Consider the following 22,911-nt stretch of genomic DNA (forward strand, 5'->3'; position numbering starts at 1 on the left):
CGAACGGAAGAAGTCACGAATGGAAGAAGCCTGATGGCGGGGATCGGCCAGAGCGCGACCGCTGAGGAGATCGACTCTGAGGAGCCCGGATCCTTCGCCCATGGCGTGCTGACCCGTCGACACCCGGAGTTGATCGCGAAGGTGAGGTCGGGCATCCCGTACCCACCATCAGTCCAGCGCAACCTCGACCGGCTTGATGAGGTGATCCAGGGCGTCGTACCACCGTTCACCGAGCCCTCGGCGGACCGAGCCGAGTGGGAGTCATGGACAGCTCCGTACGTGGGTCGCACCTGGCTCGAGGTTCCGTTCCTGTGGGCGGAGTCGTACTTCTATCGGCTTCTGTTGCAGGCCACCGACTACTTTCGCGATGTTCCTTGGGCTGGGGTCGACCCGTTCAAACCACAGAAGGACGCCGAGCTCGGCTCGGCCGACCTCGTTCGTGACCTGGACCAGCTTGCGAGAGTCCTCTCCGCGCCAGAGGATGACGGGCTGCACAGTGCTCTGCTCGCGTCGTTGTGGGGCAACCGAGCCGACCTCGGGTTCCGGCTCTCGAAGCCGCTTGCTGCCGATGCGGCGCAGGTCGATGAACTCATCGTCGACGACTCGAGCCAGGTCTGGGCCCATCTGGGTGAGGGTGAGCCGGGAAGGGTGGACCTGATCGCCGACAACGCCGGCCGCGAACTCGTCTCTGACCTCCTTCTCATCGACCGCCTTCTGAGCACCCGCCGGGCAGGACGCGTGGTCATGCACCTGAAGCCACGGCCCTACTTCGTATCCGACGCCACCGTCCATGACCTCCTCACGATCCTTGCTCACCTCAGCAGCCACACCGGGGCGACGGCCGACATGGCAGCCCGGCTCGGCGCAGCGATCACGGATGGACGGATCGAGGTCCGGACCCATGCCTTCTGGTGCAGTCCGTTGACCTTCCACGACATCCCCGGCGACCTCACCGATGAGATCAGAGAGTCCAAACTCGTGATCATCAAGGGAGACCTCAACTATCGACGCCTCGTCGGCGACCGGCACTGGGCGCCCACCTCGAGCTTCACCGACCTCGTCAAGTATTTCCCAGCGCCGCTGGTGGCGCTGCGGACACTGAAGTCCGACCTGGCCGTCGGTATCCCGGAGGATCGCCTCGCGCTCCTGGAAGCGCATGAACCTGGCTGGCGCACCGACGGGACCCACGCGGTGATCCAGGCACGTCTCTCGTGAACCTGTCAGTTGATCGTTCTCACGGGGCAGCGCGCGACACCGGCTTTCGCGATGCGTACGTCGGCGGTGACGAGGGTGAGGTCATGTGACTCGGCGACTGCGACGTAGCTGGCGTCGTAGGTCGACAGGTTGCTGCGCAGTTCCCACATTCGGGTGAGGCACGGGCCGGTCGGTGCGGTGATCACAGTGATCGCCTGGAGCCAATGCAACGCCTGTTCGGCGTCCAGGTCGGTGACCTTGCCGCCCAGAAGGAGTCCGCGAAAGATACTGAGCACCTCGGTGCGCCAGACCTCCGGGACGACCCATTCGGGGTCGTCGGCGAGGATCTTGGTCGCCGCGTTCACCCGGGAGTCGGTGTCGGGGTCTGCGAAGAGAAGAGTGACTGCGGAAGCGTCGGGGACGATCACGCGGCGCCTTGGGAGCGCGCGCCTCGAGCCGTGTCGCGTGCGGCGAGCACGTCCTCGGTGGTGAACTTAGAATCGCCCCTGCTGGCGATCACGCGGTCGATCAGGGCTTGGTTGTTGGCGAACGACGCCTCCCGGAGGACGACGTCCCGAAGGTAGGAGTTCAGCGACTGCCCACGGTCCTTCGCGCGCTGGGCGAGGACGTCGCGTACGTCATCGGGGATGTCGCGGATCTGCAGATAGGCCATGCACTCATTATGAGTGCATTATGAATTCGCATCAAGTGCACGGTCAGTTGGTGTGGTAGATCGGCAGGTCCGCGTCCGCTGTGCCCCAGCCCCGGTTCGGCTCGGCGCCGACGTCGATCCGGACGGTGCCGCCGCGGTTCATCACCGACTCGGGCAGCCACGACTGTATGCGGGGCGCGCCGTCGAGGGTGACCGACTGGACGTAGATGTTCTCGGCGCCGGCGCCGGGGGACTCGATGGTGATGTCGACGCCGTTGCCGCGGTGGATGACCACCCGCTCGAAGACCGGGCTGGAGAGCAGCATCTCGGCGCGGGCGGGGTCCTGCGGGTAGATGCCCATCGCGGAGAAGACGTACCACGCGGACATGGTGCCGAGGTCGTCGTTGCCGGGCAGGCCACGCGGGCCGGTGCCGTAGGCGAGGTCGGCCATCGCCCGCACCGTCTCCTGGGTCTTCCAGGGAGCGCCGAGCGCGTTGTACATCCACGGGACGTGGATGCCGGGCTCGTTGGTCGGGTCGTAGCGCAGCGCGTCGCCGCCGGTGTACTGCCAGGAGCCGTCGGCCTTGTGGAAGAACGCGTCCAGCCGCTGGATCGCCCGCTCCCGCCCACCGACGGCCTCGGCCAGCCGGGCGACGTCGTGCGGAACCATCCAGGTGTACGTCGCGCTGCTGCCTTGCGCGAAGCCGGTCTGGGTCGACGGGGTGAAGCCGGAGACCCAGCTCCCGTCGGCGTTGCGGGCCTGCTGGTAGCCGTCCGTGGCCGTCGCGGCCGGGTTGAAGGTGTGCTGCCACCAGCCGGCCCGCTCCATCAGCGAGTCGGTCTCGGCCCGGTCGGCGCCGAGGCGGCGGCCCCAGTCGGCGAGGGAGTAGTCGGCGACGGCGTCCTCGAGGGTCTCCGCGGCTCCGCCCCAGCAGCGGCAGGTGTCCTGAGGTGCGTACCCCTTGGTGAGGTACTCGGCCAGGTTCGGCCGCTGGCCGATGCACTGCCCGGGGCAGCCATAGCTGGACAGCCCGTCGGGGTGCGGGACCGTGGCCTGGCGGACCAGCGAGTCGTAGGCGCCTTGCGTGTCGAAGTTGCGCACCCCGAGCGAGTAGAAGCCGGCCAGCGTGGGTGCGCTGGGGTCGCCGGTCATCACGTGGGTCCAGCCGCTGAGGTGGACCCAGCGGTCCCAGACGCCTCCGTGCTGGCGCGAGTAGGCGTGCAGGGAGCGGGCGAAGTCGCCGGCCACCCGTGGCTCCAGGAGCGCGAGCAGCTGGGTGTGGGCACGGTACTGGTCCCAGCCGGAGAAGTTGCCGTACTGCGCCTGCTGGCCGCGCTCGATCCGGTGGATCTCCTGGTCGCTGCCCCAATAGGTGCCGGCCACGTCAGAGATCACGTTGGGCTGCAGGTAGGAGTGGTAGAGGCCGGTGTAGAAGGCGGTCTGCTCCTCATCGGTTCCGCCGGCGACCTCGATCGAGGAGAGCGCCCGGCGCCATTCGTCCTTGGCATCCGAGGCGACAGAGGAGACGGTGTCGCGCCGCCCGATCTCGGCGGCCAGGTTGGCCTCGGCCGCCGACTGGCTGGTGTAGGAGATCCCGATCCGCATCCGCACGCTCTGGTCGTTGCTCGGGTCGAAGGAGACGTAGCCGCCCGAGCCCTGCCCCTGGCGGGCAGCGCCGGTCTCGTAGCCCTCGCCGCCGCGCGCCTCGGTGCTGCCCGGCTGGAGCTCGCCGTTGACCCAGGTGCCGTGGCCGGCGAAGCCGCGGTCGAACTGCGCGGTGAAGTAGAGGCGGTAGTAGGAGCGCTTGTTGCTCCCGCCGCCGTTGCCGCGCCGGCCGCAGAAGGCGCCGGTGAGCACCGAGCCGCTGACGGTCCGCTTCGCCTCGTCGATCCGGGTCACCGCGGTCTCGCTGCCGTTGAGCGAGTTGGAGGTGCGGAAGAGCAGGTTGGCCGGCTTGTCGGCCGGGAAGGTCAGGTCGCTGACCGAGGCCCGAGTGGTCACCGCAGTGTCGACCTCGGCGCCGTTGGCCAGGCCCAGCCGGTAGCGCCCCGGCTCGGCCAGCTCGTCGGCGTGGCTGAAGTTCGAGGCGTACGTCGCATCGGTCACGTCCGCGGTGGGCGAGCCGGTCATCTCGCCGGTGTGCGGGAAGATCGGCACGTCCCCGGCGGCACCGGGGTGGCAGCCCGCGCCGTTGACGTGGGTCAGCGAGAAGCCGCGCAGCCGCGTGGTGTCGTAGGAGTAGCCGTTCGACGCGGCGGTGTTGGTCTGGTCGCCCGCCGTGGAGGTCGGGCTGAAGGAGAGCATCCCGAAGGGACGTACGGCTCCGGGGTAGGTGTTGCCGCCGTTCGACGACCCGATCAGCGGGTCGACGAGCGCCACCGGATCACCGGCGGGCGGCGCAGCGGCCCGGGCCGCCGAGAACGGAGTGAACGCGCCGCCCAGCAGCGCGAGGGACAAGGCACACGTCGCAAGAACCCGCATGGCGGAGAACGATTCCAGAGGAACGTCCTTCGCCATGCGGGTTCAGGTGAGAGCGAGTTGAACTCAGGCGGTCCACTCGGGGTAGTCGGTGTAGCCGGCCTCGCCGCCGCCGTAGAAGGTCGACAGGTCGGGCTCGTTGAGCGGAAGGCTCTCCGCCAGGCGCCGGGGCAGGTCCGGGTTGGCGATGAACGTACGTCCGAACGCGGCGGCGTCGATGAGGTCGGCCTCGAGCAGGCGGGAGGCCTTCTCCGAGGTGTAGGAGCCGGCGGCCACGATCGGGCCGGGGTGGGCGGCGCGCAGCTGCTTGCGGTAGTCGTCGGTGAGCTCCGGGCCACCGGCCCAGTCGGGCTCGGACAGGTGCAGGAACGCGATGCCGCGCTTGCTGATCTCGGCGGCCAGGTAGAGCCCCATCTCGGCGCCTTCGGGGTCCTCGAGGCCGTTGAACGAGCCGATCGGGGAGATCCGGATGGCGACGTGCTCGGCGTCCCACTCGGCGATGACCGCGTCGAGCACCTCGAGGGTGAGCCGGGCGCGGTTGGCCAGCGAGCCGCCGTAGGAGTCGGTGCGCTCGTTGCTGCTCGCGCTGGAGAACTGGTGCAGCAGGTAGCCGTGGGCGGCGTGGATCTCGACGAGGTCGAAGCCGGCCTCGCGGGCGTTGCGGGTGGCGCGGCGGTAGTCCTCGATCAGGTCCGCGATCTCGGCGGTCTCCAGGGCGCGGGGCGTGGGGCAGTTGACCCGGATCGGGGTGCCGTCCTCGCCGCGTACGGTCGTGCGGTTGCGGTAGGGGAGCGCCGAGGCGCTGACCGGGAGGTCGCCGTCGTGGAAGGACTCGTGGGAGACCCGGCCCGTGTGCCACAGTTGCGCCGCGATCCGGCCGCCGGCCTCGTGGACGATGTCGTTGACGTGCCGCCACCCCTCGACCTGCTCCGCCGAGTAGATGCCCGGGGTGTCCATGTAGCCCTTGCCCTGGGGCGAGATCTGGGTGCCCTCGGAGATGATCAGCCCGGCCGAGGCGCGCTGCCGGTAGTAGTCGGCCATCAACGGGTTGGGTACGTCGCCTGGCCGGCTGGCACGCATCCGGGTCAGTGGCGCCATCAGGACGCGGTTGGGGAGGGTTGTCGAACCCAGGCTCAGCTGCGAGAAGAGTGAAGTCACATCGCGCCTAACTGAGCGGTCGCTCATATTGTTCCCGGCGTGGCCGGAGCGGCCGAGCCGGCGATTACCAGCGCCCCCATGACGCCCGCGTTGTCGCCGAGCTCGCTGGGAACGACGTCGAGGGCCGCGGCGGTGTCGGGCTGGGTGAAGCGGTCGATCGAGTCCTTGATGCCGAGCACGAAGGACTCCGACTGGCGCATCGTGTCGCCCACCACGATCAGCGCCGGGTTGAGGTGGTTGCAGAGGTCGGCCAGCACCCGGCCGACCGCGCGGCCGGCGTCGTCGAGGATCCGGTTGACCCGGATGTCGCCCTCCTGGGCGAGCTCGAGCAGGCGCTCGACGGTGAGCGTCTCGTCATAGGCGGGCTGCAGCAGCTCGACCAGCCGGGACCCGCCGAAGGCCTTCTCCAGGCAGCCGCGGTTGCCGCAGCGGCAGATCGGGCCGTTGTCCTCGAAACGTACGTGGCCGATCTCGCCGGCGATCCCGGTGATCCCGCGGTAGAGCTTGCCGGCGAGGACCAGCCCGGCGCCGATGCCGCTGGACGCCTTGACGTAGATGACGTCATCGACGTCGCGCGCGGCGCCGTACTCGACCTCGGCGAGCGCGCCGAGGTTGGCGTCGTTCTCGATCTGGACGGGCAGGCCGATGCGGCGGGCGAGCTCCTCGCCCGGGGCCAGGTCCATCCAGTTCCCGAGGATGGGGGAGACGACGATGCCGCTGTGCGGGTCGACGGGGCCGGGAATTCCCATGCCGACGCCGAGGACACGGTCGGTCCTCGGGTCGATGCCCACCTCGGCCAGGCACTCGCGCACGAGGGCCGCGGCACGGTCGATGGTCTCGACCGCGGAGTTGTCGACGTCGAGCCGGATCTCGTGGTCGATGAGCGGCTTCGCGGCGAGATCGGCGACCGCGACCCGGACGTGGCGGTGGCCGATGTCGACGCCGATGAGCGTGCCGGGGGAGCCGCTGATGGTGAGCAGCGACGGCGGCCGCCCGCCGCCGCGGGCCAGCGCGGCGCCGGTGGTCTCGACGATCTGCTCGGAGGCGAGCAGCTCCTGGACGATGCTCGACACCGTGCTGCGGGACAGCCCGGTGCGCTGGGCGAGCTCGGCGCGGCTGACCGGCGCCGACCGTCCCAGCAGTTCCAGAACCTGGGAACGGTTGGCGACGCGCAGCCGCGACTCAGGAGTGGTCATGGGCGTGACTGTAGGGGATTATGTCGATTTGCGACAGATCTCAGGTTGAAAACGTCCTGCGTTATGCGTTGACTGGACAGAACCGAGAGGCGTACGTTTGCCCGGCACGCGACCGCGAGTAACCCAGATCACACACCGACGTGGCGGTCGCGCAACCGGAGGATCAAAGATGAACGCAACGCGTAAGGCCCTGGCCGCCGGCCTGGCCGCCCTGAGCCTGCTGGCGGTCTCCGCCTGCGGCAGCGACAACGAGAGCGGCAGCACCGATGAGGTGGAGGTCTTCACCTGGTGGGCCGAGGGCAGTGAGAAGGCCGGGCTCGACGCCCTGGTCAAGGTGTTCGATGAGCAGAACCCCGACCTGAAGTTCGTCAACGGCGCCGTCGCCGGTGGTGCCGGCAGCGACGCGAAGAACGTGCTCCAGTCCCGCCTGCAGAACGGTGAGCCGCCGGCCACCTTCCAGGCGCACGCGGGTGCCGAGCTGACCGACTACATCAACGCCGGCCAGATCGAGGACCTCACCGACCTCTACGAGGAGAAGGGCTGGAACGAGCAGTTCCCCGAGGGTCTCCTCGAGCGACTGACCCAGGACGGCGGCATCTACTCCGTCCCCTCGAACATCCACCGTGCCAACGTCCTCTGGGCCAACCCGGCCGTCCTGGAGAAGGCCGGCATCGAGGCCAACAAGACCTATGACTCGCTCGACGCCTGGATCGCCGACCTGAAGAAGATCAAGGCCAAGGGCATCATCCCGCTCTCGATCGCGACCGACTGGACCCAGGTCCACCTGCTCGAGACCGTGCTCCTCGCCGATCTGGGCGTCGAGGCGTACAACGGTCTGTGGGACGGCACGACCGACTGGGGCGGCAGCGAGGTCAAGGACGCGCTGGCGGACTACAACACGCTCCTCTCGCTGACCAACACCGACCGCCAGGGTCTCGACTGGCCGGACGCGACCCAGCTGGTCATCGACGGCGAGGCCGCGTTCAACGTCATGGGTGACTGGGCCGAGGCCGCCTTCCAGGAGCAGAAGAAGACGCTCGGCACCGACTACACCGCGGTCCCGGTCCCGGGCACCGAGGGCGTCTTCGACTTCCTCGCCGACTCGTTCACCATGCCGGTGGACGGTCCCAACCCCGAGGGCACCGAGGCCTGGCTCGACACCATCGCCAGCGACGAGGGCCAGGTGGCCTTCAACAAGGCGAAGGGCTCGATCCCGGCCAGCACGACCGCCGACACCGCCGACTTCGGTGAGTACCAGCAGACCGCGATCAAGTCGTGGGGCGAGGACGAGATCGTCTCCTCGCTCGCCCACGGCGCCGCGACCTCGGTCAACTGGCTGACCGACGTCACCTCCGCCGTCGCGAAGTTCGGCAGCAACAACGATGTCGCCGAGCTCCAGGAGGGCCTCGTCGAGGCCGCCGAGGACAACAAGCCCGAGTGACCGGGGCTCATTCGAGCCTGACGAGATTCATCTGGTCGAGGGGCTACGGCCGCACCATCCGCCGTGGCCCCTCGGCCGCCCCTTGTGAAAGGACGGACACATGTCCTCCACGGTGCCCAGCGCCGTCAAGCGGCCACGACGGCCCAAGGGCCGCATCGGCGGCCACGGGTGGGTCGCACCCGTACTCCTGATCCTGCCGACCGTCATCGTCATCGGTGTCTTCGTCTACGGCCTGATCGGGTCCAATATCAACACGTCCCTGCAGGACCGCCACAACATCGGGCCGTCCCAGGGTTTCGCCGGCCTGGACAACTACCGGGACCTGTTCACCGACGAAGACTTCATCTACTCGCTGCGCAACCTGCTGCTCTACACCGCCGCGTTCCTCGTCGGCACCCTGTGCCTGGGGTTCCTGTGGGCGTGGCTGCTGGAGCGCAAGGCCCGCGGCGAGTCGCTGTTCCGGGCGATCTACCTGTTTCCGATGGCGGTCTCGTTCGTCGCCTCCGGTGTGGTCTGGCGCTGGCTGCTCAACAACGCAGAGGGTGACCGCGCCTCCGGCCTGAACCGGCTCTTCGAGACGCTCCATCTCGGCTTCCTGCAGAACCCGTGGTGGACCCACGAGCGGTGGGGCATCCTCGCGATCGCGGTCCCCGCGATCTGGCAGCTCAGCGGCTACGTGATGGCGCTCTTCCTGGCCGGCTTCCGCGGGATCCCCGAGGAGCTGCGCGAGGCGGCCCGGATGGACGGCGCCTCGGAGTGGCAGCTCTACCGCCACGTCATCTTCCCGCAGCTGAGCCCGGTCGCCCTCTCGGCGATCATCATCATCGGCCACATGTCGCTGAAGGTCTTCGACCTGATCATGGCCATCGCGGGTCAGACCAACTACACGACGCAGGTGCCGGCCACCCAGATGTGGGTCGAGTTCACCCGAGGCGACTACGCCAAGTCGGCCGCCATCGGCACCATCCTGCTCGTGATCGTGGCCATCCTGATCGTTCCCTACCTCGTCTCCACCTACCGTCAGGAGCGCCGCCGATGACTACTGATGCCATCCCGGCAGCCGTCACGACCAAGATCCCGGGCGTACGCTCGCGCGGGGTCTGGCGCACCATCAAGTACGTCCTGCTGATCATCTTCGCGCTGATCGTCCTGATCCCGGCGTACGTCCTGCTGGTCACCAGCTTCAAGGGGGTCGGCGACGCGACCCCCGCCAACGCCTGGAAGCTTCCCGAGTCCTGGGAGACGGCCGGCTGGTCGCGTGCCTGGGAGCAGCTCGGGCCGGCCCTGGGACGTACATTCGCCATGGTCATCCCGGCCTCGATCATCTCCTCGGTGCTCGGCTCGATGAACGGGTTCGTGCTCTCGAAGTGGCGCTTCCCCGGTGCCGACGTGGTGTTCACGCTGATCCTGTTCGGGATGTTCATCCCCTACCAGGCCGTGATGGTTCCGCTGGTCCAGCTGATGAGCAACCTCGGCGTCCCCTCGGGCGTCCCGAGCCTGATCGTGCTGCACGTGGTCTACGGCCTGCCGATCACCACGCTGATCTTCCGCAACTACTACGCGGGGGTCCCGGTCGAGCTCGTCGAGGCCGCTCGGGTCGACGGCGCCGGCATGCTCCGGACGTACGCCTCGATCATCCTGCCGATCTCCGCGCCGGCGTTCGTGGTCGTGCTGATGTGGCAGTTCACCTCGGCCTGGAACGACTACCTGTTCGCGCTCTTCTTCTCCACCTCGCGCAACGGGCCGGTGACGATCGCGCTCAACTTCCTGGCGAGCGGTCAGATGCAGGACTACTCCGCCAGCATGGCGGGCGCCCTGATCGCGTCCGTACCGACCCTGATCATCTACATCCTGCTCGGCCGCTACTTCGTGGGCGGGCTGATGGCAGGCTCGGTCAAGGGATGATCGATCCGGACGCAGAGTGCCGCCGGCTGGCCGGGTTCGCCCGGCCGTCGGCGGCCTCGCCCGCCGGGTTCTGGTGGCTCGACGAGTCGGGTCGACCGGACCCGTCAGAGCCGGTGCACACCTGGATCACCGCCCGGATGACCCACGTCTTCGCGCTCGCGCACCTGCGCGGGGACGCCGACGACGCCGCCGATCTCGCCGCTCATGGCATCCGGGCGCTCTCGGGCGCGCTGTGCGACGACGAGCTCGGTGGCTGGTACGCCTCGGTCTCGGCCGAGGGCGAGCCGGTCGGCACGCTCAAGGAGGCGTACGCCCACGCCTTCGTGATCCTCGCCGCGAGCAGCGGCGTCGTGGCCGGTGTGCCCGGTGCGGACGCGCTGCTCGACGAGGCGCTCGGCGTGATGCAGCAGCACTTCCTCGACGACGCCGGCCGGGTGGTCGACAGCCTCGAGCGCGACCTTCGCTCGGGGGAGGCCTACCGGGGCGCCAACTCCAGCATGCACACCGTGGAGGCGTTCCTGGCCGCGGGCGACGTCACCGGCGACGCTGCCTGGCACCAGCGGGCGCTGGCGATCGCCGAGCACCTGATCCACGGCGTCGCGCGCTCCCATGGCTACGACCTACCCGAGCACTTCGACCTCTCCTGGGCGCCGCTCCTGGACTACAACGCCGACCGTCCCGGTGACCCGTTCCGCCCCTACGGCTGTACGCCCGGGCACCTGCTGGAGTGGTCGCGGCTGCTCCTGCACCTGGACGCGAGCCTTCCGGACGCGCCGTCGTGGCTGGTCGAGGACGCGCGGGCCCTCTTCGAGCGCGCGGTCGAGGTCGGCTGGGTCGACTCCGGCGACGCCGGGCCCGGCTTCGTCTACACGACCTCGTGGGACGGAGCGCCGGTCACCCGGCTACGGCTGCACTGGGTCGCCGCGGAGGCGCTCGCCGCCGCCGGCGCCCTGCACACGCGCACCGGCGAGGCGGCCTATGACGAGTGGCGCGAGCGGTTCGAGGCGTACATCGAGGCGCATCTGATCGACCGCGAGCTCGGCAGCTGGCACCACGAACTGGACGAGCACAACCGTCCCTCGCACGTGATCTGGCACGGCAAGCCCGACGTCTACCACGCCTATCAGGCCCTGCTGCTCGCCCGGCTGCCGCTGGCGCCGGTGCTGTCGGTGCAGCTGGCTCGGGTGGGTGAGGGTCAGGCAGCCTGGAACGAGCGCCGGGAGAGCCCGAGTCCGTAGCCGTCCAGGGTCGTGGTGACCGGAGCCGTCGGGTCCGTGGCCGCGCCCAGGGTGACGAAGAGCGGGGTGAAGTGCTCGACGGTCGGGTGGGCGTACGGCATGCCGGGGGCGGCGGTGCGGAACCTGGCCAGCTCGGCGACGTCGCCGCGGTCCAGGGCCTCGGCGGCCCAGGAGTCGAAGTCGGAGGACCAGCCGGCGGGCTTGTTCTCGGTCATCATCTCGCGGGTGATGAAGGGCAGGCCGTGGGTCATGTGGCCCGAGCCGACCACGAGCACACCCTCCTCGCGCAGCGGCCGCAGGCGCTCGCCGAGGGCGAGCAGTTTGTCGGGGTCCTCGGTGGGCAGCGAGAGCTGCACGACCGGGATGTCGGCGGCCGGGTACATGATCTTCAGCGGCACCCAGGCGCCGTGGTCGAGGCCGCGGCGGGTGTGCTGGTGAGCGGTCTCGGCGTCGGGCATCAGCGCCGCGGTGGTGCGGGCGAGCTCGCTCGCGTCCGGGGTGTCGTAGCGCACCGTGTGGTAGATCGGGTCGAAGCCGCCGAAGTCGTAGACCAGCTCGTCCGGGCGGGTCGCGCTGATCGAAAGCGGCGCCGACTCCCAGTGGGCGGAGATGACCAGGATGGCCTTCGGCCGGGGGAGCGACCGTGCCCAGGAGTGCAGCGGGTCGAGCCACTCCGGGCTCTGCAGCGGCAGCGGACCACCGCCGTGGGAAAGGTAGAGGCTCGGCAGCGGCCCGTCGGCCGGCGTCCAGACGCGATGCGGATCGGTCGCCTCTCGCTCCTGGACCGCCCGCAGGTGCTGGGCGAAGGGATGCGCCTGGGGGAGGCGGGCGTCCGCGGCGGCGGTCGTGCTCTCGGGTGCGGTGGTCATGGCGGTCTCCTGCGGTTCGGCCCAATAGTTGTTGCTTGAACTAACTCTAGGCGACCGTTGTTTGTTCCGGGCAACTTTCTGCGGCACACTCCCTGGCGTGGAGGGCAACTGGCTGTCGCCGGCAGAACGGGCGGCATGGGTTCGCCTCATCGCCGTGCTCGAGCTGCTTCCGGGCGCTCTCGACTCCCAGCTGCGCCGCGACGCCGGCCTGACCCATTTCGACTACGGCGTGCTGGCCATGCTCTCCGAGGTGCCGGACCGGACCCTGCGGATGACCGAGCTGGCCGGCTACACCAACTCGACGCTGCCGCGGCTCTCCAACGTCGTCAAGCGCCTGGTCGACCGCGGCCTCATCGAGCGCCACACCTGCCCGGGTGATCGCCGCGCGACCAACGTACGTCTCACTGAGGCCGGCCACGAGAAGATGGTCGCCTCGGCCCCCGGTCACGTGGACGCCGTGCGCGAGTACGTCTTCGACTCGCTGAGCCCGGAGCAGGTGGACCAGCTCGCCGAGATCGCCGGGACCATCCTCGACCGGCTGGATCCGACCGGCGCGAGAAGGCCGCCGATCGACCCCGAGGCAGGCTGAGGATCCGCGGAGGGGAGGGCGTCCATGCGCCGGATGGGTTTAGGTTACCCTAACCTTTGTGAATCGTCGTCTCCGCATGGCCCCGCTCGCGGCCGTCGCAGCCTCCGCCGCCCTCGTACTCACCGCGTGCGGTGCCTCCACCGACGCCTCCGAGGGGGAGGACGGGACCGGGTCCGGCTTCGTCCACAAGGACGCCCGCGGCAAGACGGTCGAGATCGACGGCACCCCGAAGACGGTCGTCGCCCAGGCGAGCGCCGCGGCGGCGCTGTGGGACAACGGCTACCAGGTCGCCGGCGTCTACGGCGACCTGCCCGAGCCGCCGAACTACCTGACCGGCAACCTCGACGTCTCGAAGACGAAGGTCCTCGGCAAGGCCTGGGGTGAGTTCAACGTCGAGGAGTACGCGGCGATGAACCCGGACCTGCTGATCGACATGACCTTCGACGGCAAGACCCTCTGGTACGCCGGCGAGGTCGAGAAGCAGGTCGACAAGCTCGCTCCCACGCTGGCCATGCCGCTGACCGGGCTCTCGGTGACCGAGCAGATCGAGGCGTTCCACGCCCTGGCCGAGGACCTCGGCGCCGACCCGGAGATCGACGAGGCCAAGGCCGAGTTCGAGGACGCAGTCGCCCGGATCAAGGCGGCGGTGAAGAAGAACCCCGACGTGACCGTGGTCGCGGCGTCGACCTACGGCGAGGAGATCTACTTCGCCAACGCGCCCGAGCACCCCGACCTCGCCTACCTCGCCGAGCTCGGCGTGAAGTTCCCGAAGGTGAGCCCCGACGAGCAGGGCATCTTCGAGCCGGTCAGCCTGGAGAACATCAGCAAGTACCACGCCGACGTGCTCCTGATCGACGCTCGCGACCCCGGTGGCCTCGAGGAGCTGAAGACGAAGGACATCTTCAAGCGGCTGCCCGCCGTCGCCGGTGGTCAGCAGGATCTCTGGTACCCCGCCGCGCCCTACAGCTACCAGGCCTACGCCGAGGTCTTCAGCGGCTACGCCGACCAGCTCGAGGCCGCCCAGGTCCTCGAGCAGAGCTGACGGGCACAACGTGCGTCTCAGTGACCTCGCCTCGGGCGAGGCCGTCACGGCGCGCGCGGACCACACCAGGGTGCAGGTCCCGCGTGGGCCCGCCCCCATCGCCCTCCGGGCAGCCGCGGCTGTCGTGGACCTCGCCCTGGTGGTCCTGCCGCTGGTCGTCGGAGCGCTGGTCGTGCACTCGCTGCGTGACGCGAACGGCGGCGGCACCGTGGACCGGGTGGTCTTCGGCGGCTTCGCGCTCGCCGTCGCGGCAGCCGTCCTCGTGTGGAACCGCGGGTTCGCCCAGGGCCGACGGGGAGCATCGACCGGCAAGACCTGGCTCGGGCTGATCGCCCGAGGCCACGACGGCCGCCCGCTCGGCGTACGCCGCAGCCTGCTGTTCGCGCCGCGGCAGGTCGTGCGCCGGATCACGGCCATGGACGAGGGATTCGCCGAGATCGAGGTCGACCTCACCCCGGCGAAGCTGCGTCTGCGCCGGATCACCGGCCTCCTCGCGCTATTGGTGATCCTGGCGGTCCTGCTCCTGGCGAGCGTCGCCGTCGGGTCACGGCCGCTGAGCTTCGGCGAGATCTGGCACGGTCTCCTCCCGCCGTACGACACGACCCCGACCGAGGCCGACCTGATCGTCCGCGACCTGCGTACGCCTCGAACCCTCCTCGGCCTCGTCACCGGCATCGCGCTCGGCCTCGCCGGCGGGCTCATCCAGGGACACACCCGCAACCCGCTCGCCGACCCCGGCATCCTCGGCGTGAGCGCCGGGGCCGCCTGCGCGGTGGTCCTGGCGATCACGTTCCTGGGGGTGACGAGCCCGGTCGGCTACATCTGGTTCGCGCTCGCAGGCGCGCTGATCACCAGCCTCGCCGTCTTCGGGCTCTCCTCTGTCGGGAGCGGCAGCCCCTCACCGGTCTCCCTCGTCCTCGGCGGCGCCGCGGTGGCGGCCTTCCTCTCCGCCATCACCTCCGCCGTGGTGCTGCTCGACCAGACCACCCTCGACGCCTACCGCTTCTGGATCGTCGGCTCGGTCGCCGGCAGAGGGCTCGAGATCCTGGTGCCGCTGCTGCCCTTCTTCGCCCTCGGCTTCATCCTCGCCATGGTCAACGCTCCCGGGCTCAACGTCCTCAGCCTGGGCGAGGAGGTCGCCCGCTCGCTCGGCACCAACGTCGCGCTGAACCGAACCCTCGGGATCACCGCGATCACCCTGCTCGCCGGTGCGGCCACCGCGGCCTGCGGGCCGATCGCGTTCATCGGCCTCGCCGTGCCCCACATCGCGCGGGCGTTCACCGGGCCGGACTACCGGTGGCTGCTGCCGTGCTCCGCCCTGATCGGCGCCGTCATGCTCATCACCTGCGACATCCTCGGCCGGGTCGCCGCGCGCCCCGGAGAGCTGCAGGTCGGCATCGTCCTCGCCCTGGTGGGCTCGCCGTTCTTCATCGCTCTCGTACGCCGCCGGAAGCTGGTGACCCTGTGACGACGCTCGTGCCCGGTCGTCCGCGCTTCGGGTGGGGGCCGGTGACGATGGTCTGGCGCCCCCGCCTGGTCGCGGTCAACGTCGGTCTCCTCGTGCTGGTCTTCCTGCTGGTGTGCCTCAACGTCGGCCAGGGCGACTACCCGATCAGCGTGCCCGACACGGCCAAGGTGATCCTCGGCGGTGGCAACGACGCCGAGCGCTTCATCGTCTGGGACCTGCGCCTGCCGCGGTCCGTGGTCGGCCTCCTCGTGGGCGCCGGCTTCGCGATGTCAGGGGCGATCTGGCAGTCGATCACCCGCAACCCGCTGGCCAGCCCGGACCTGCTCGGCATCACCGCCGGCGCCAGCGCCGGTGCGGTCGCGGTGATCGTCTTCGGCGGCACCGCCTTCCTGGGCACCACCATCGGCGTGCCGGCGGCGGCCATGGCGGGCGGTCTGCTGACCGGGGTCGTGATCTACCTGCTCGCCTGGCGCCGGGGTATCGAGGGCTTCCGGCTGGTCCTGATTGGGGTGGCCGTCAACGGCATCCTGCTCGCGCTGACCAACTGGATGCTCGTCATCGGCGAGATCTGGGACGCGCAGGAGGCGACCGTCTGGCTCAACGGGTCGCTCAACGGCCGGGGTTGGAGCGACGCCGTGCCCGCCGCCATCGCCCTTGGTGCCATCGGCACGGTCGCGCTGTCCTCGACCTTCCAGCTCTCAGCGCTCAAGCTGGGCGACGACACCGCCCGCGCGCTCGGCGTACGGGTGCAGCTCAGCCAGTCGGTCCTGCTGATCGCCTCCGTCCTGCTGGCCGCCATGTGCGTCACGGCCGCCGGCCCGATCGGGTTCATCGCCTTCGTCGCACCTCAGGTCGCGCTCCGCATCGCCCGCACGGCCGGGCCGCCGCTGCTCGCCTCGGCGCTCACCGGCGCCGCCCTGGTCGTCGGCAGCGACTACGTCGCGCGCGTGCTCCTGCCCGTCGAGCTCCCGGTCGGGATCGTCACCACCGCCATCGGAGGCCCCTTCCTGATGTACCTGATCATCCGCACCAACCGGAGGCTGTCGCGATGAGCGAGCACCAGATCACGGCCGAGGACCTGGTCCTCGGCTACGGCGACCGGATCGTCGCCGACGGGCTCACCACCGAGATCCCGTCCGGCAAGGTCACCACGATCATCGGCCCCAACGGCTGCGGCAAGTCGACCTTCCTGCGGGCCGTCGCGCGACTGCTCAAGCCCCGCTCCGGGCAGGTGCTGCTCGACGGCAAGGCGATCACCTCGATGCGCACCCGTGAGGTCGCGAAGGTGCTCGGCATGCTGCCGCAGTCGCCCACCGCCCCCGAGGGCCTCACCGTCGCCGACCTGGTGGCCAAGGGCCGTCACCCGCACCAGTCGTGGCTGCGCCAGTGGTCCAGCGACGACGAGACCGAGGTCGACGCGGCGCTTCGGCTGACCGGGATGCAGGAGCTCGCCGCCCGCCCCGTGGACGAGCTCTCCGGCGGGCAACGCCAGCGGGCGTGGATTTCGATGGCGCTGGCGCAGGAGACGGACATCCTGCTGCTCGACGAGCCGACCACGTACCTCGATCTCGCTCATCAGGTCGAGGTGCTCGACCTCGTGGACATGCTCCACGCCGACCTGGAGCGCACCGTCGTCATGGTCCTCCACGACCTCAACCTGGCCGTCCGCTACAGCGATCACCTGATCGTCATGCGCGAGGGGCGCATCGTCACCTCCGGCCCGCCCGACGAGCTCATCACCGCAGAGCTGCTCCGCGACGTCTTCGGCCTCGACAGCCAGGTGCTCGTCGACCCGGTCTCGGGCCGCCCGATGATCGTCCCGATCGGCGTACGCCGCTCCGCGCCCACCGTCCAGCACTGAACGTTCCCCGGAAGACCTGGGAACGCCATGATGAAAGGAAACCACGTGCGCAAGCACCTCACCGGCGTCGCTGCCATGCTCGCCGCCGCCCTCGTCCTCACCGCCTGCGGCAGCAGCTCCTCGGACTCGGAGGCCACCGCCGAGACCCGCGAGGTCAAGCATGCCAAGGGCGTGGCCGAGGTGCCTGTTGCTCCCAAGCGGGTCGTGGTCCTGGACACCGGGGAGCTCGACGACGCGCTCGCGCTCGGCGTGAAGCCCGTCGGTGCCGTACGCGTCGACGTGGCCACCGACTTCCTCAGCTACCTCGGCGACCAGACCGAGGGGATCGAGGAGGTCGGCACCATCTCCGAGCCCAACCTCGAGAAGATCGCGGCCCTCGACCCGGACCTCATCCTGTCCAGCACGGTCCGTCATGAGGCGATCTACGAGCAGCTGAACGCGATCGCCCCGACCGTGCTCGCCCCCGACCTCGGCGACACCTGGAAGGACAACTTCATGCTGTACGCCGACGCGCTCAACAAGACCGATGAGGCGAACAAGATGCTCGCCGACTTCGAGAGCGACGCCGCCGCGCTCGGTGAGACCGTCGGCGCCGGCAAGACCCTGTCGATCGTCCGGTTCCTCCCCGGCCAGATCCGGCTCTACTCCGACAAGTCCTTCTCCGGCGTCATCCTCGACGACATGGGCCTGACCGTTCCGGAGCAGGCGGTCGGCGAGGACACCTACCTCGAGATCTCGCCCGAGCAGGTCACCACCGCCCAGGCCGACCACCTCTACGTCAGCACCTACGGGCCGGAGGGCGACACCGACAAGGCCAAGGTGCTCGGCGGACCGCTGTGGCAGCGGATCCCCGCGGTCGAGGCCGGCCAGGTCCACGACATCAACGACGACCTGCTCAGCGGCATCGGCATCCAGGCCGCCCAGCAGATCCTCGCCCAGTTCAAGAAGGAGATCGGCTGAGCGTCCATGCGGTTCGACGAACGCTATATCGCCCGGGTCACGCTCGACCCGCGCCATGACACCGGCCGATATCCGTTCACCCTGCCGGTCGTCCGCGAGCTGGCCGGCGGGGACGGGATCGACTTCGACGAACGGGTCACGTTCCTCGTCGGCGACAACGGCACCGGAAAGTCGACGATCATCGAGGCGATCGCGGTCGCGTCGGGGTTCAACGCCGAGGGCGGCTCCACGTCGTTCCGGTTCGCCACCCGCGCGACCGAGTCGTCCCTCGCCGACTACATCATGATCCAGCGCGGGCTCAAGCGGCCGCGCACCGGCTACTTCCTGCGCGCGGAGTCGTTCTACAACGTCGCCACCGAGATCGAGCGCCTCGACCTGGACACCTCGGATGCCTACGGCGGCGTCTCGCTGCACGAGCGCTCCCACGGCGAGTCGTTCCTCGACCTGGTGATGCACCGGTTCGGGCCCGGCGGTCTCTACATCCTCGACGAACCCGAGGCCGCGCTCTCGGTCAAGGGCTGCCTGGCGCTGGTCGCGCGGATCATCGAGCTCGCCGACGAGAGATCCCAGTTCATCATCGCCACCCATTCCCCGGTCCTGCTCTCGGTGCCGGGAGCGAGGATCCTCCAGTTCGACGAGGACGGGCGTATCGGGCAGGTCTCCTACGACGACGCCGAACCGGTCAATCTGACCCGTCGGTTCCTGGCGGACCCGGCGAGATATCTGCGGTACGTCCTCGAGGACTGATGGCGTGGCCGCGGGGGTTCGCGGGCTGGTGCCTTGTGCCTGAGTTCCAGCGTGGGTGGGGCCAATACCGGGATTGGGTTGGGAGATTTAGAAGCAGGGTGTCTGGGTTGGGTGCCATTTGGGTGTCTTGCGGGCTTCCAGCAGCGGTCTGGCTTTGGGTTTGGGATACCTGTCCCTGATTGGGTTTGGTTGTTTTGCGTTGTGTGGTAGGCTCGGCGCAGGCGTAAACGTGAAGGCCGACCACCTCGAATGAGGCGTGCCCCTTCTGCCCGAGACACAACGGGTGTGGGGTAATCCAGGGGAACCAGGGGCGTGAACGCCGAGCTGCGAGGGTAAGTAATAGCCCGTACTGCCGGGCCTCCGAGACCAGCGAACCAAACACATCCGCATGCGCGGGTGTGAAGAGTTCGTACGTCGGGAGGTGACCGAGGTGACCACGCTGCAACAACCCCAACACCCTGTGCTGGGGGCCGTGGTCGCGATCACCGCCTCCCTTGATGCGGTTGCGGACGCGAACCCGGCGTTCATGGCCACCGATCAGAAGGCCGCCACCCTGGTCGAGATCGCCCGCGCGAAAGCGCAGCTGGCCGAGCTCAAGCTGCGGGTGCTCGCCGCCGCTGATGACGTCGCCGCCGAGAGTGCCGCCCGGGACGTCGCGGCCTGGCTCCATCACCACACCCACCAGCGCCCCGAAGCCCTGCGCGCCGACGTCCGGCTCGCTCAGGCCCTGGACCGGACCTACACCCTGGTCGCCGCGGCGATGCGCGCCGGCGCCTGCAACCCGGCCCAGGCCCAGGTGATCGTCGACGCCCTCGACGACCTCCCGACCGACCTCGACCCCGAGATCAAGACGAAGGCCGAAGAAGCACTGGTTGCCTACGCGACCCAGTTCGACCCGACCCAGCTGCGCCGTCTGGGGCGCCGGATCCTGGATCTGATCGCCCCGGAGATCGCTGAGGCCGAAGAAGCCCGACGGCTCGCGGCCGAGGAAGCCCACGCCCGGAAGAAGACCCGGCTGGCGATGCGCCGTCTCGGGGACGGCACCACCCGCATCTCCGCGGTGGTCCCGGACGCGGCCGCTGACCGGCTGGCCACCAACCTCGAAGCCTTCGCCTCACCCCGACGCGACGACGGCACCCGCACCGATACCGGCGAGTACCTGCCCTACGACCGGCGCCTGGGACGCGCGTTCTGCCAGCTCCTCGAAACCCTCGACCCATCCCGGCTCCCCATCCACGGCGGCGATGCGACCACGGTGATCGTCACGATCGACATCGACCAACTCCGCAAGGAAGCCGGCATCGCCCAGATCATCGGCGGCAGCCCGATCACCGCCGCCGAAGCACGACGCCTGGCCTGCACCGCAGGCATCATCCCCGCCGTCCTCGGGGGCGCCTCCGAGGTCCTCGACTTCGGCCGCAAGGAACGCTTCTTCACCGCCGCCCAACGCCGAGCCCTGCTGCTGCGGTCGGCGACCTGCGAGGCCGAGGGCTGTGACATCCCCGGCACCTGGGCCGAGGCCCACCACTGGATCGCCTGGGCCCAAGGCGGCCTGACAGACATCGATAACGCATCACTGCTCTGTGCCCATCACCACCACCGCGCCCACGACGCGGCATACCTCCACGAACGCCTACCCAACGGCGACATCCGCTTCACCAGACGCACATGAGCCGACATCGTCGTGATGTCTTCGGGCAGTGTCCGGGGAATCTCGAGTCCCGAGCGGACAGTTCAGGGGCTGCCGGTCAGACCGCCAGCCCTGAAAACGTTGAGCACGCCCGGCCCCCTTGGTGACCCGATGGTGTCCCGGTGATCTCTCACCTCGGAGTACTCGATGCCTTCGCCTCCTACATGCCTGCGCTGGCGGTCTTGGTCACGGGCACCCGCAATTCATGTTCGCGGGGCTCATCCCCGCGATCCCTGTCGACCTGGATGTGTCCGTCGGTACGGCAGGTCTAGCTGGCCTCCGCGTTCGCCATTGGGATCGTCGGTGGCGCCTCCCGTGATGCCCCTTTCCTTGGGCACCCGGGGTGGGTCGCGGCCGTGCTCATGGCGCTGGCTCTCCTGGTCATGCTGCAGTCAGGGCTAGCGCTGACGACGGCAGTCCTCGGACATCGCTTCTAGTGCGCCTCGTGCTCCCGGTGGACCGAGGCCTCGCCGTCGAGCTCGAGGACGATCACGGTGCACAGCGGGTCGAGGTCGTCGTCGGTGGTGAAGACGTACTCCCAGCCGGGGACCTCGTGGAGCCCGCCGATGCGCTGATGGTCGAGCTCGGCGCCGGTCCCGAGGACGTACGCCTTGAGGACCTGGTTGCGCAGGCCGCGGACCACGACGTAGTCGTTGGGCCGGTCGAGGACGTAGAGGAACAGGGTCCGGCCGTCGGCCGAGATGGCGGTCGGGCCGTAGAAGTGGCCGTGGGGAAGACCGCGGCGGATGTCGCGGACCGCGGGGGAGTGGCGCGCGATCCAGTCGCCGAGCGCCTCGAGCCGCTCGGTCTGCTCGGGCGTGATGGTGCCGTCCTCGCGTGGCCCGACGTCGAGCAGCAGGTTGCCGCCACCGCCGATGGTCTCGACGAAGGTGCGCACGAGCTGGCGCGGTGACTTGTGGTTGTCGTCCTGCGGCTGCCAGCCCCAGGAGTCGTTGATGGTCAGGCAGAGCTCCCACGGGCCGTCCGGCGGCACGATCGGAACGCCCTGTTCCGGGGTCACGTAGTCGCCGTGGCCGAGCATCCGGCCGTTGACGACCATCTCGGGCGCGAGCTCGCGCAGCTCCGCACGCAGCTCCCGCATCCGCCACTGCCGCTCGTCGCGCTCCCATTCACCGTCGAACCAGAGCAGATCCGGCCGGTAGCGGGTCACCACCTCCCGGATCTGGGCTCGGTGGAACTCCAGGTAGCGCTCCCAGCGCTCGGGCTCCTCGTCGCCTGGGCGCGGGACGGCGTACGGGTTGTCCTGGACCACGGGATGCTGGACGGCCGGACGCACCGTCGCGTAGTCGGGATGGGACCAGTCGAGGTGGGAGAAGTAGATGCCGACCTTCAGCCCCCGGCGGCGTACGGCCTCGACGAACTCGGCGACGAGGTCGCGGCCCGCCGGGGTCCTGGCGACCACGGAGAGGTCGTTGGCGTCGGTGTCGTAGAGCGCGACCCCGTCGTGGTGCTTGGCGGTGAGCACGGCGTACGTCGCCCCGGCCCGCTCGAAGAGGTCCGCCCAGGCGTCGGCGTCGAACTTCGAGGCGGTGAAGCCGTCGAGCTGGGCCATGTAGTCGGCGTAGGGGACCCGGCCGTCGTAGAACGACCAGGACTCGGCGACGCCGTCGACGCTGTAGATGCCCCAGTGGACGAAGATGCCCAGCTGGGCCTCGGGGAACCAGGAGGCGATCGGCATGCCCGCTACCCCTCGTGCCCGGCGACGGCGGCGCGGGTGTGCGCGAGGGCGTGCTCGCGCAGGGTGGTGCCGCCGCCGGTGACGATGCCGATGCTGAAGCCGTCCCACATCGCCCGCAGCCGCTCGGAGAGGGCCTCCCGCTCGGGCACCTCGGGAAGCGCCGCGGCGAAGAGCCGGACCAGGTCGGCATGCCACTCGTCGTCCATCGCGCGCTGCGCGGCGGCGAGTTCGGAGTCGTACGGCGCTCGTGCCCACAGCTCGAGCCAGAGGAGCCAGCGCGGGTCGCGTTCGTCGAGGGCGAGGTAGACGTCGGTGAACGACACCAGCGCGTCGACACCTCCGGAGCGGTCCTTCTCGGCCTTCTCCAGGATCGGCGCCCGCTGTGCTGCGTACTCGTTCTCGCTCCATCGCAGGGTCTCGAGAAGCAGGCCGTTGCGGGTGCCGAAGTAGTAGAGGAGGTGGCCGCCGCTGGTGCCCAGGCGGGCGGCGAGGGAGGCCATCGTCACCTTGGCGAGCCCCTGCTCGGCCACCATCTCCAGCGTGGCCGCGAGCACCTGCTCGCGCGGTCGTTCCAGGCGTCTGTTGGAGCGTGTACGCGTCACCTCGACAGTGTCTCCTTGTGCTCGCGGGGTGAAATCTTCGGTCCCACCCCTTGACTCTAGCGGTGATCTGGGTCACTTTGAATGCCGTTCAAAGTTTTGTACAGCGTTCAAAACACGCTGT

Annotated in this window: 21 protein-coding genes; 13 read left to right on the top strand and 8 right to left on the bottom strand. The window is 69.4% G+C overall.

Going from position 1 to position 22,911, the window contains the following annotated elements:
• Positions 1-33 precede the first annotated feature (33 nt).
• Positions 34-1,215: a damage-control phosphatase ARMT1 family protein gene (locus AB0F44_RS14870; protein ID WP_357356604.1), complete on the top strand. Its 1,182-nt coding sequence runs from the start codon at positions 34-36 to the stop codon at positions 1,213-1,215.
• A gap of 5 nt (positions 1,216-1,220) precedes the next feature.
• On the opposite strand, the gene AB0F44_RS14875 is transcribed toward AB0F44_RS14870, so the two are convergent.
• The 5 genes from AB0F44_RS14875 to AB0F44_RS14895 all read right to left on the bottom strand — a co-directional run bounded on the left by AB0F44_RS14875 (position 1,221) and on the right by AB0F44_RS14895 (position 6,679).
• A complete protein-coding gene (locus tag AB0F44_RS14875) occupies positions 1,221-1,622 on the bottom strand; it encodes a type II toxin-antitoxin system VapC family toxin (protein WP_357356606.1) in 402 nt (133 codons plus the stop codon).
• Complete coding sequence (locus AB0F44_RS14880) at positions 1,619-1,867, bottom strand: hypothetical protein (protein ID WP_357356608.1); 249 nt, start codon at positions 1,865-1,867, stop codon at positions 1,619-1,621. The genes AB0F44_RS14875 and AB0F44_RS14880 overlap by 4 nt, the downstream gene beginning before the upstream one ends.
• 43 nt (positions 1,868-1,910) lie before the next feature.
• Positions 1,911-4,328 carry a GH92 family glycosyl hydrolase gene (locus AB0F44_RS14885; RefSeq protein ID WP_357356610.1) on the bottom strand — a complete coding sequence of 806 codons (2,418 nt, stop codon included), beginning with the start codon at positions 4,326-4,328 and terminating at the stop codon, positions 1,911-1,913.
• A gap of 63 nt (positions 4,329-4,391) precedes the next feature.
• On the bottom strand, positions 4,392-5,483 hold the full coding sequence (gene nemA, locus AB0F44_RS14890; RefSeq protein WP_357356611.1) for an N-ethylmaleimide reductase: 1,092 nt from the start codon (positions 5,481-5,483) through the stop codon (positions 4,392-4,394).
• Between the two features lie 23 nt (positions 5,484-5,506).
• On the bottom strand, positions 5,507-6,679 hold the full coding sequence (locus tag AB0F44_RS14895) for an ROK family transcriptional regulator (protein ID WP_357356613.1): 1,173 nt from the start codon (positions 6,677-6,679) through the stop codon (positions 5,507-5,509).
• A 169-nt stretch (positions 6,680-6,848) separates the two neighbouring features.
• Between AB0F44_RS14895 and AB0F44_RS14900 the strand changes: the two genes are divergently transcribed.
• From AB0F44_RS14900 to AB0F44_RS14915, 4 genes are all read left to right on the top strand, one after another.
• Complete coding sequence (locus tag AB0F44_RS14900; protein ID WP_350659191.1) at positions 6,849-8,120, top strand: ABC transporter substrate-binding protein; 1,272 nt, start codon at positions 6,849-6,851, stop codon at positions 8,118-8,120.
• Between the two features lie 100 nt (positions 8,121-8,220).
• Positions 8,221-9,159 carry a sugar ABC transporter permease gene (locus AB0F44_RS14905; protein WP_357356616.1) on the top strand — a complete coding sequence of 313 codons (939 nt, stop codon included), beginning with the start codon at positions 8,221-8,223 and terminating at the stop codon, positions 9,157-9,159.
• Entirely contained in the window at positions 9,156-10,025 is an 870-nt protein-coding gene (locus AB0F44_RS14910; protein ID WP_357356618.1) for a carbohydrate ABC transporter permease, read from the top strand. The genes AB0F44_RS14905 and AB0F44_RS14910 overlap by 4 nt, the downstream gene beginning before the upstream one ends.
• Positions 10,022-11,263, top strand: a complete 1,242-nt coding sequence (locus tag AB0F44_RS14915; protein WP_357356620.1) for an AGE family epimerase/isomerase — start codon at positions 10,022-10,024, stop codon at positions 11,261-11,263. Before AB0F44_RS14910 ends, AB0F44_RS14915 begins: the two co-directional genes overlap by 4 nt.
• Here the strand turns inward: AB0F44_RS14915 and AB0F44_RS14920 are convergent.
• Entirely contained in the window at positions 11,221-12,132 is a 912-nt protein-coding gene (locus tag AB0F44_RS14920) for a class III extradiol ring-cleavage dioxygenase (RefSeq protein ID WP_357356622.1), read from the bottom strand. The genes AB0F44_RS14915 and AB0F44_RS14920 overlap by 43 nt on opposite strands.
• Positions 12,133-12,229: 97 nt before the next feature.
• On the opposite strand from AB0F44_RS14920, the gene AB0F44_RS14925 reads away from it, so the two are divergent.
• From AB0F44_RS14925 to AB0F44_RS14960, 8 genes are all read left to right on the top strand, one after another.
• Positions 12,230-12,721 carry a MarR family winged helix-turn-helix transcriptional regulator gene (locus AB0F44_RS14925; RefSeq protein WP_357356624.1) on the top strand — a complete coding sequence of 164 codons (492 nt, stop codon included), beginning with the start codon at positions 12,230-12,232 and terminating at the stop codon, positions 12,719-12,721.
• Between the two features lie 58 nt (positions 12,722-12,779).
• A complete protein-coding gene (locus AB0F44_RS14930; RefSeq protein ID WP_357356626.1) occupies positions 12,780-13,763 on the top strand; it encodes an ABC transporter substrate-binding protein in 984 nt (327 codons plus the stop codon).
• A 10-nt stretch (positions 13,764-13,773) separates the two neighbouring features.
• Entirely contained in the window at positions 13,774-15,231 is a 1,458-nt protein-coding gene (locus AB0F44_RS14935; protein WP_357356628.1) for an iron ABC transporter permease, read from the top strand.
• Positions 15,228-16,283, top strand: coding sequence for an iron chelate uptake ABC transporter family permease subunit (locus AB0F44_RS14940; protein WP_357356630.1), 1,056 nt, complete (start codon positions 15,228-15,230; stop codon positions 16,281-16,283). The genes AB0F44_RS14935 and AB0F44_RS14940 overlap by 4 nt, the downstream gene beginning before the upstream one ends.
• Positions 16,280-17,092, top strand: coding sequence for an ABC transporter ATP-binding protein (locus AB0F44_RS14945; protein ID WP_357356632.1), 813 nt, complete (start codon positions 16,280-16,282; stop codon positions 17,090-17,092). Before AB0F44_RS14940 ends, AB0F44_RS14945 begins: the two co-directional genes overlap by 4 nt.
• A gap of 45 nt (positions 17,093-17,137) precedes the next feature.
• Complete coding sequence (locus AB0F44_RS14950) at positions 17,138-18,052, top strand: iron-siderophore ABC transporter substrate-binding protein (protein ID WP_357356633.1); 915 nt, start codon at positions 17,138-17,140, stop codon at positions 18,050-18,052.
• Between the two features lie 6 nt (positions 18,053-18,058).
• Entirely contained in the window at positions 18,059-18,799 is a 741-nt protein-coding gene (locus AB0F44_RS14955; protein ID WP_357356635.1) for an AAA family ATPase, read from the top strand.
• A gap of 430 nt (positions 18,800-19,229) precedes the next feature.
• The gene (locus AB0F44_RS14960; protein ID WP_357356637.1) at positions 19,230-20,471 is read left to right on the top strand and encodes a DUF222 domain-containing protein; all 1,242 of its coding nucleotides are present in this window, start codon (positions 19,230-19,232) and stop codon (positions 20,469-20,471) included.
• 451 nt (positions 20,472-20,922) lie between these two features.
• Here the strand turns inward: AB0F44_RS14960 and AB0F44_RS14965 are convergent, their stop codons facing one another.
• Together AB0F44_RS14965 and AB0F44_RS14970 are read right to left on the bottom strand one after the other, a co-directional pair.
• Positions 20,923-22,188 carry an alpha-L-fucosidase gene (locus AB0F44_RS14965; RefSeq protein WP_357356639.1) on the bottom strand — a complete coding sequence of 422 codons (1,266 nt, stop codon included), beginning with the start codon at positions 22,186-22,188 and terminating at the stop codon, positions 20,923-20,925.
• 5 nt (positions 22,189-22,193) lie between these two features.
• Positions 22,194-22,790, bottom strand: coding sequence for a TetR family transcriptional regulator C-terminal domain-containing protein (locus AB0F44_RS14970; protein ID WP_357356641.1), 597 nt, complete (start codon positions 22,788-22,790; stop codon positions 22,194-22,196).
• Positions 22,791-22,911: the final 121 nt, after the last annotated feature.

Source organism: Nocardioides sp. NPDC023903, assembly GCF_040639295.1.
Classification (GTDB): Bacteria; Actinomycetota; Actinomycetes; order Propionibacteriales; family Nocardioidaceae; genus Nocardioides.